The organism is Arthrobacter agilis (assembly GCF_002953615.1).
GTDB lineage: Bacteria > Actinomycetota > Actinomycetes > Actinomycetales > Micrococcaceae > Arthrobacter_D > Arthrobacter_D agilis_B.
The window spans coordinates 2,984,451-2,991,504 of record NZ_CP024915.1; the positions used below are offsets into that span (position 1 = coordinate 2,984,451).

At 69.6% G+C, this 7,054-nt stretch carries 7 protein-coding genes; 4 read left to right on the plus strand and 3 right to left on the minus strand.

What is annotated here, in order from left to right; genetic code table 11:
- The coding region (locus CVO76_RS14565; RefSeq protein ID WP_208739902.1) for an MFS transporter at window positions 1-1,114 on the plus strand (1,114 nt) is incomplete at its 5' end.
- A 39-nt stretch (window positions 1,115-1,153) separates the two neighbouring features.
- Here CVO76_RS14565 and CVO76_RS14570 read toward each other — a convergent pair.
- The 3 genes from CVO76_RS14570 to CVO76_RS14580 all read right to left on the minus strand — a co-directional run bounded on the left by CVO76_RS14570 (window position 1,154) and on the right by CVO76_RS14580 (window position 3,583).
- Complete coding sequence (locus tag CVO76_RS14570) at window positions 1,154-1,606, minus strand: hypothetical protein (protein WP_208739903.1); 453 nt, start codon at window positions 1,604-1,606, stop codon at window positions 1,154-1,156.
- A 106-nt stretch (window positions 1,607-1,712) separates the two neighbouring features.
- The gene (locus CVO76_RS14575) at window positions 1,713-2,558 is read right to left on the minus strand and encodes an NAD-dependent epimerase/dehydratase family protein (protein WP_208741843.1); all 846 of its coding nucleotides are present in this window, start codon (window positions 2,556-2,558) and stop codon (window positions 1,713-1,715) included.
- Window positions 2,559-2,578: 20 nt separating this feature from the next.
- On the minus strand, window positions 2,579-3,583 hold the full coding sequence (locus tag CVO76_RS14580) for an aldo/keto reductase family protein (protein WP_208739904.1): 1,005 nt from the start codon (window positions 3,581-3,583) through the stop codon (window positions 2,579-2,581).
- Window positions 3,584-3,696: 113 nt separating this feature from the next.
- On the opposite strand from CVO76_RS14580, the gene CVO76_RS14585 reads away from it, so the two are divergent.
- From CVO76_RS14585 to CVO76_RS14595, 3 genes are all read left to right on the plus strand, one after another.
- Complete coding sequence (locus tag CVO76_RS14585) at window positions 3,697-4,737, plus strand: lipid II:glycine glycyltransferase FemX (RefSeq protein WP_208739905.1); 1,041 nt, start codon at window positions 3,697-3,699, stop codon at window positions 4,735-4,737.
- Window positions 4,738-4,739: 2 nt separating this feature from the next.
- A complete protein-coding gene (locus CVO76_RS14590; protein ID WP_208739906.1) occupies window positions 4,740-5,813 on the plus strand; it encodes a lipid II:glycine glycyltransferase FemX in 1,074 nt (357 codons plus the stop codon).
- Between the two features lie 50 nt (window positions 5,814-5,863).
- A partial coding sequence (locus tag CVO76_RS14595; RefSeq protein WP_208739907.1) for a threonine/serine ThrE exporter family protein occupies window positions 5,864-7,054 on the plus strand: 1,191 nt, incomplete at its 3' end.

Sequence of the window (7,054 nt, forward strand, 5' to 3'; positions counted from 1 at the left end):
GGCGACGTTCTCGGGGGAGGACCGCGCGAGGGCCATCGGCGCCTGGTCCGGGCTGGGCGGTGTCGCCACCGCCATCGGGCCCTTCCTCGGGGGCTGGCTGGTGGAGGCGGTCTCGTGGCGGTGGGTCTTCCTCATCAATGTCCCGGTCGCCGTCGTCGTCGCCTGGATCACCCTGAAGCACGTCCCGGAGTCGCACGACACCGACGTCGAAGGGCGGCTCGACGTCGCGGGCGCGGTCCTCGGAGCGACCGCGCTCGCCGGGACCACCTATGCGCTGATCGAGGCGCCCGCGCAGGGCATGGGCGCGCCCGCCGTCCTCGGGGCAGGCGTCGTCGGGCTGGCCGCGGCCGGGGCCTTCCTCCTGGTCGAAGCACGCATCAGTCGTCCGATGCTTCCGCCGGCCATCTTCGGGAACCGGCAGTTCAGCGCCGCCAACGCCGTGACGTTCCTGATCTATGCGGTGTTCGGCGGCGTCTTCTTCCTGCTCGTCGTCCATCTCCAGGTCGTGGCGGGTTTCAGTCCCCTCGCATCCGGTATGGCGATGCTCCCCATCACGGCGCTCATGCTCGTGCTGTCCCCGCGCGCGGGAGCCTTGGGGGCGCGGATCGGTCCGAGGATCCCGATGGCGCTCGGGCCGCTCATCTGCGCCGGATCGCTCCTCCTCATGCTGCGGATCGGCCCGCAGGCGTCCTACGTCGCCGACGTGCTGCCACCGGTGATCGTGCTCGGTCTCGGGCTGTCGCTGCTTGTCGCGCCCCTGACGTCGACGGCCCTGTCCGCCGTCCCGGAACGCCAGGCGGGGCTGGCCTCCGGTGTCAACAATGCGGTGGCCCGCGCTGCGGGGCTCCTCGCGATCGCCGTCCTGCCGTCCGCTGCGGGCCTGACCGGGGACGCCTACAACGATCCCGAGGCCTTCTCCGCCGGGTTCGGCACAGCATGCGCGATCGGTGCCGTGGTGCTCGTGCTCGGTGGCGTCCTGGCAGCGGCCACCATCAGGAATCCGGCCATGCCGGAGGCCGACCACCCCTCACACTGCGCGGTCGACGGCACACCGGCCGCTCCGGGCGCCCTGCACCAGGCGTACGACGGGAAGGGCGGCCGGACCCGGACATGACGAAGCCCCGGGTGGCAGCCCGGGGCCCATCAGGAGGCGCTACTTGACGTCCTGCTCGTCCATGGCGCTCAGGGGCGAGCCGCCCCGGTTCGCGGGGTCGTCGCTCGCGTCGACGTCGTCGTCCTCCATCATGCCGAAGTCGACGTCCGCCGCTGCCTCGCCGAGCATGGGCTCCTCGGGCGGATACTGCTCCTCACCGTGCTCGTACCGGGCCTCGGACGTCTCCTCGCGGAGCGTCTGGTCGCTGAGGTAGCCCTCCTCACCGATCGCGGAGACGCCGTTCTCGTCGTCGCCGCTCTCGGTCGTGCCGGGCTCGTCCTGCAGGAGGGGGTCCTCCTGCCAGCGGTCGGGGTTGTTCTCCGCCGCACCCTCGTAGTCGTCCGGCTGTCCCTCGAGGACCGGGTCGAAGGCCTCGGGAGCGAGCGAATCGTTCGGCGTCTCGGGCTCCTCGCCCACGATGGTCAGTTCCTCATCGGGAAGGTTCTCGGTCATCTTCTCTGCCTTTCGTCGGTGCTGCGCATCCTTCGATCATCAGCCTACTGATGATCCGGTCCGGGCGACAGTCGGCTCCGCCGCCCGGACCCGATGCGGTGTCCCGCTAGACTCCGTCGCGCCAGCTGTGCCGGGGTTCGAAGCCCAGAACGCGGCGGGCCTTGTCGATCGACAGCAGCGTCCCGTGACCGCCGACCTCCCGCAGCACCTCGACGCCGGGGAACACCTCCGCCGCCAGATCGGCGCTCGTCCTGTCCATGACGGTGTCCGCGGCAGCGATGATGAAGCGGTCGAAGCCCGGCGCCGCGTGCTCCAGCGCCCTCAGCACCGCCTGGGCGCCGTCGCGGCCGTCGATGTACCCCCACAGGTTCCACTTGCGGGCCGTGGGGTCCGCGTCGAAGGACGGGAATTCGGCATAGTCCTCCGGGTCCATCACGTTCGAGAACCGGAGGGCCGTGATGCTCAGGTGCGGGTCCCAGCGGGCCAGCTCCGTGGCCAGTTGCTCCTCGAGGTGCTTGACCAGCGAATAGGTGCTCTCCGGCCGCGCCGGATACTCCTCGTCCACGGGGAGATACGGGGGAGGCGTGTCGAAGGGCAGCCCGAGCACGGTCTCACTGGACGCGTAGACGATCCGCTTGATGCCGGCCCGTCGGCACGCCTGGAAGACGTTGTACGTGGCGGTCATGTTGTTGTGGAACGTCTCGGCGTCCGCCTGAAGCCCCGGCGCCGGGATGGCCCCGAGGTGCACGACGGCGTCGAATCCGGAGTGCCGGTCCTCCACCCCGAGGAGCGCGTCGACCACCTGCCCGTAGTCCCGCAGGTCGATCCGCAGGAACCCGGGGCCGCGCTCGCCGTGCTGGTCCAGTTCCAGGACGCTGTGGCCCGCGTCGCGGAGGCCCCGCACCACGCTCCGGCCGAGCTTGCCGCTCGAGCCGGTGACCGCGACGTTCAGCGACGTCGTCGTCTCCGCCATCAGACCGGCCGGGTCTCGGGGGAGACGGTCTTGGCGACGTCGGTCTCCGCGAGGCCGCCGATCGCGTCGTCGATCGCTTTCAGGACGTCGTCCTCGAGCTTCACCCCGGCGGCGACGGCGTTCGATTCCACCTGCTCCGGGCGGGACGCCCCGATGATCGCCGAGGCCACGTTCGGATTCTGCAGCACCCACGCGATCGCGAGCTGCGCCATCGTGAGGCCCACGCCGTCGGCGATGGGTGCGAGCTTCTGCACGCCGGTCAGGACGTCGTCGCTCATCCAGCGCTTGATCATGTCGGCGCCGCCCTTGTCGTCCGAGGCGCGGGTGCCCTGCCCGGGCTGCTGGCCGGGCTTGTACTTGCCCGTCAGTACGCCCTGGGCCACGGGGGACCAGACGATCTGCGAGAGCCCCAGTTCCTCCGACGTGGGGACGACCTCGCCCTCGATGACCCGCCAGAGCATGGAGTACTGCGGCTGGTTGGAGATCAGCTGGAAGCCGAGCTCCTTCGCGAGGGCGGAACCGTCGCGGATCTGCTGGGCCGTCCACTCGCTGACGCCGATGTAGAGGGCCTTGCCCTGCCGGACGATGTCGGCGAACGCCTGCATCGTCTCCTCGAGGGGCGTCTCGTGGTCGTAGCGATGTGCCTGGTAGAGGTCCACGTAGTCGGTCTGCAGGCGCTGGAGCGAGCCGTCGATCGACTCCATGATGTGCTTGCGCGACAGTCCGACGTCGTTGTGCCCCTTGGGGCCCGTGGGCCCCCAGACCTTCGTGAAGATCTCGAGCGACTGGCGCCGCTCACCCTTCAGAGCTTCGCCGAGGACGGTCTCGGCCGCCGTGTTCGCGTACACGTCCGCCGTGTCGAAGGTGGTGATGCCGATGTCGAGTGCTGCCCGCACGCACTGCGTCGCGACGTCGTTCTCGATCTGCGAGCCGTGCGTGAGCCAGTTGCCGTAGGTGATTTCCGAGATCTTGAAGCCGCTGTTTCCGAGGTATCTGAAGTCCATATCGCGATGCTAGCCGGGCCGGGCGCTCCAGCGATAGGTCACCCAGGCAACGATCAAGGGGCTGGCGCTGCTGCTTTGGAGGGGATTCCGGCCCTGCCGTAGACTCGATCATCATGACCATTCGCTTCGCAACGCCCGACGAGATCGCCCGGTGGAACAGCATCATCAGCGAGAATCCGGACGGCGGGAACGTGATGCAGGGGCGGGAATTCGCCGAGCAGAAGCGAGCGACCGGATGGGCACCGGTGTACCTGGTGGCCGACGGCGTCGCGCTCACCGTGCTGCAGAAGACCGTCCTTCCCCTCGGCCGCTACTGGTACGTACCGAAGGGACCCGGGACCGGGGATGCTGCCGCGCTCGTCGCACTGCTCCCGGGGCTGAGGACCTTCGCCGCCGGCAAGGGGGTCTTCGGTGTCAAGGTCGACCCCGAGCTCCCCTCCGACCCCGCCGTGGCAGGGGCGCTCGAGGCCGCGGGGCTGGTCCGGGTCGCCGATGTCCAGCCCAACGTGTCGACGGTGGTCCTCGACATCTCGGGGGACCTGGAGGCCATCGAGGCGTCGTTCGGTTCGAAGACCCGCTACAACATCCGCGCGGCCCGCAAGGCCGGCGTCGAGACCCGCGTGGTGGAGGTCGACGACGAGAACTGCACAATCTTCTACCGGCTCCTCGCCGAGACGGCCGAGGGCAGTTTCTCCATCCGCAGCGAGGAGTACTACACCGGTTTCTGGCAGCGCCACGCACGCGCGCAGGCAGGAGCCTTCCTGTTCGCGTTCGTCGACGGCGAGGTGGTGTCGGCCGACTTCATCATGGTCCTCGGCGCCAAGGCCAGCCGCAAGGACGCCGCGAGCACCCGCAAGCGCACGGTCCGCGGTGCCAGCGCCCTCCTCGAGGTGGCCGCCATCGAATGGCTCAAGGCCCGGGGTGTCACGGAGTACGACCTCTGTGGAGCACCGCCGTCCAGCGAGGCGAAGAACAAGGACCACGAGCACTACGGCATCGGCATGTTCAAGACGGGGTTCAACCCGGCGATCACGGACTTCGTGGGGACGTTCGACCTGCCCGTGAAGCCACTGCAGCACAGGGCCTGGCTGAGGATCGGGGAGCGGGCCGCCCTGAAGGTCCACCGGATGCGACACCACGAAAGCTGGTACTGAGGATGGCGCCCTTCACGGCACGCGCAGCCACCGCCGACGAGGTGGCGCGCTGGGACGAGCTCGTCCCGGCCAACCCGCTCGGCGGTAACGTGCTCCAGTCCGGTCCCTTCAGCCGTGTGAAGGTGCGCCAGGGCTGGCAGCCTATCCACCTCGCCGTCGAATCGCAGGACTACACGAGCTACGTGATCGCCTACCAGCGCAGCATCCCCGTGCTCGGCGCGCTGTGGTACCTCATCAAGGGCCCCGACACGGCCCGTCCGGAGGATGTCCCCCCGTTCGTCGACGCCGTCGTCGCCCACGCGAGGCGCCGGCCGGGGCGGGTCTTCGCCGTGAAGATCGAGCCCGACTTCCCCGACACCGAGGAATTGCGCGCCCTCTTCGCCGGAGCGGGGCTCGTGAAGACCTTCAACATCCAGGCCAACGACAGCACGGCGATCCTCGACCTCACACCGGACGAGAACCAGCTCCTGAGGAACCTCTCCTCCCGGGGCCGCAACGCCGTCCGCCGTGCCATCCGCGACGGCGTCCGTGCCCAGCCCGTCGAGGCCGGCGAGGACACCTACCGGACCATGTACGCCCTCATGGGACAGGCACAGCAGGGCCGGCTGTCCGCCGTTCCACGCCCCTACGAGTACTACCGGGGGTTCTGGCAGGAGTTCGTGGACGCCGGGATGGGCCGCTTCTACTTCGTGTACGAGGACGGCAAGCCGTCGGTGGGCGCCTTCGTGATCCTCTACGGCCGGAAGGCCACGTACAAGGACGGCGGCTCGCTGCCCAAGCGCAACCAGTACGGCGATTCGCACCTCGTCCAGTGGGAGGCGATCCTCGACATGAAGCGGCTCGGAGCCCGCGAATACGATTTCTGCGGCACTCCGCCGGCCGATCGGCTGAAGGACAAGGACCATCCGCAGTACGGCCTCGGGATGTTCAAGACGAGCTTCACGAAGACTGTGACGGACTTCGCAGGATGCTACGACGCCGTCGTCCGCCCCCGCACGTATCGTGTGTGGCATGCGGTGGGCGAGCGCGTGGCACGGCAGATCCATTGGCGCCGTCACCGGCAGCCCTTCTACTAGGCCTTCCCAGGCCACCGACCGTCCCGAGGGACGATTGCGAGGTTCCCCCCATGACTGACGGCTCGCGCGACGACCCCCGCGAGGGGTCATCGCCCGCCACCAACCCGTCGCCGGTCGCCGAGGCTCTCCCCGTCATCCGGCGGCCCTTCGACCCGAGCGACGACGAGAAGAACAAGCTCGCCGCCGGCAGGGGCAGTGGCAGGAAGCCGCCGAGGGGCGGCCCCACGCCGTCCAGGCGCCCCGCGGAACCGAGGCCCCAACGCCAGGGCCGCCAGCGGCAGCAGGTCACGAGGCCCGCGGACGCGCTCCCCACGACACCGCAGAGCGTCCCGCCGTCCGTCCGGTCCAATGCCGCCGCCCGGAGCATGCTCCGACGTCTGGTGCAGGGCGAGGCCCCGCCCACGCAGGCGATGAGCATCGTCGAGCGCCTGGCCGGCAGTCCCTACGCGAATCCGATGATCCAGGCGGGCGGCCCCGACGCCAGTGCCCGCAAGGCCCTCGACTTCGCGCTCAACCTGGCCGAGACCATGTTCCGCTACGGGGCGGGTGCCCTGGAGGTCGAGACGAGCATCATCGCGGTCACCGCGGCTTTCGGCCTCGACTCCATCGAGGTGGACATCACCAACCAGTCGGTGGTCATCAACTACTCGGCGCGGGACCAGACGCCGACGACGGTCCTGCGGGTGGTCCGCTCCTGGACGAACAACTACGCGGGCCTCACGGCCATCCACCGTCTCGTGTCCGACATCGCCGACGGTGGCGTCTCCCGGACGGAGGCCGCCCACCGACTCGACGAGATCACGCACCGGCCCAAGCCGTTCCCACGCTGGATGGTGACGGCGGCCTTCGGTATCTTCTCGGCGGCCATCGTGGCCTTCGTCGGCGGGACCCTGCTCGGATCGCTGATCGGCTTCATCAGCTGCATCCTCGTGGACCTGGTCAGCCGCAAGCTCGGCGAATGGCGCGTCCCGGAGTTCTTCGCCGTGGCCACCTCCGCCGCGCTGGTGACCCTGATCGCGATGCTGTTCTGGTGGCTCGAGGTGCCGATCGCCCCGGCGCTCGTGGTGGTGGGCGGAATCCTGCTGCTGCTGCCCACGGGCAGGCTCGTCTCCGCGACGCAGGACGCGATCAACGGCTTCCCGGTCACGGCCGCGGGCCGGTTCCTCTCGGCGATCCTCGTCTTCGCCGCGCTGGTGGCGGGCATCGCCGTCGCCCTCGTGGCGGGCGCCGCATCGTCTGCC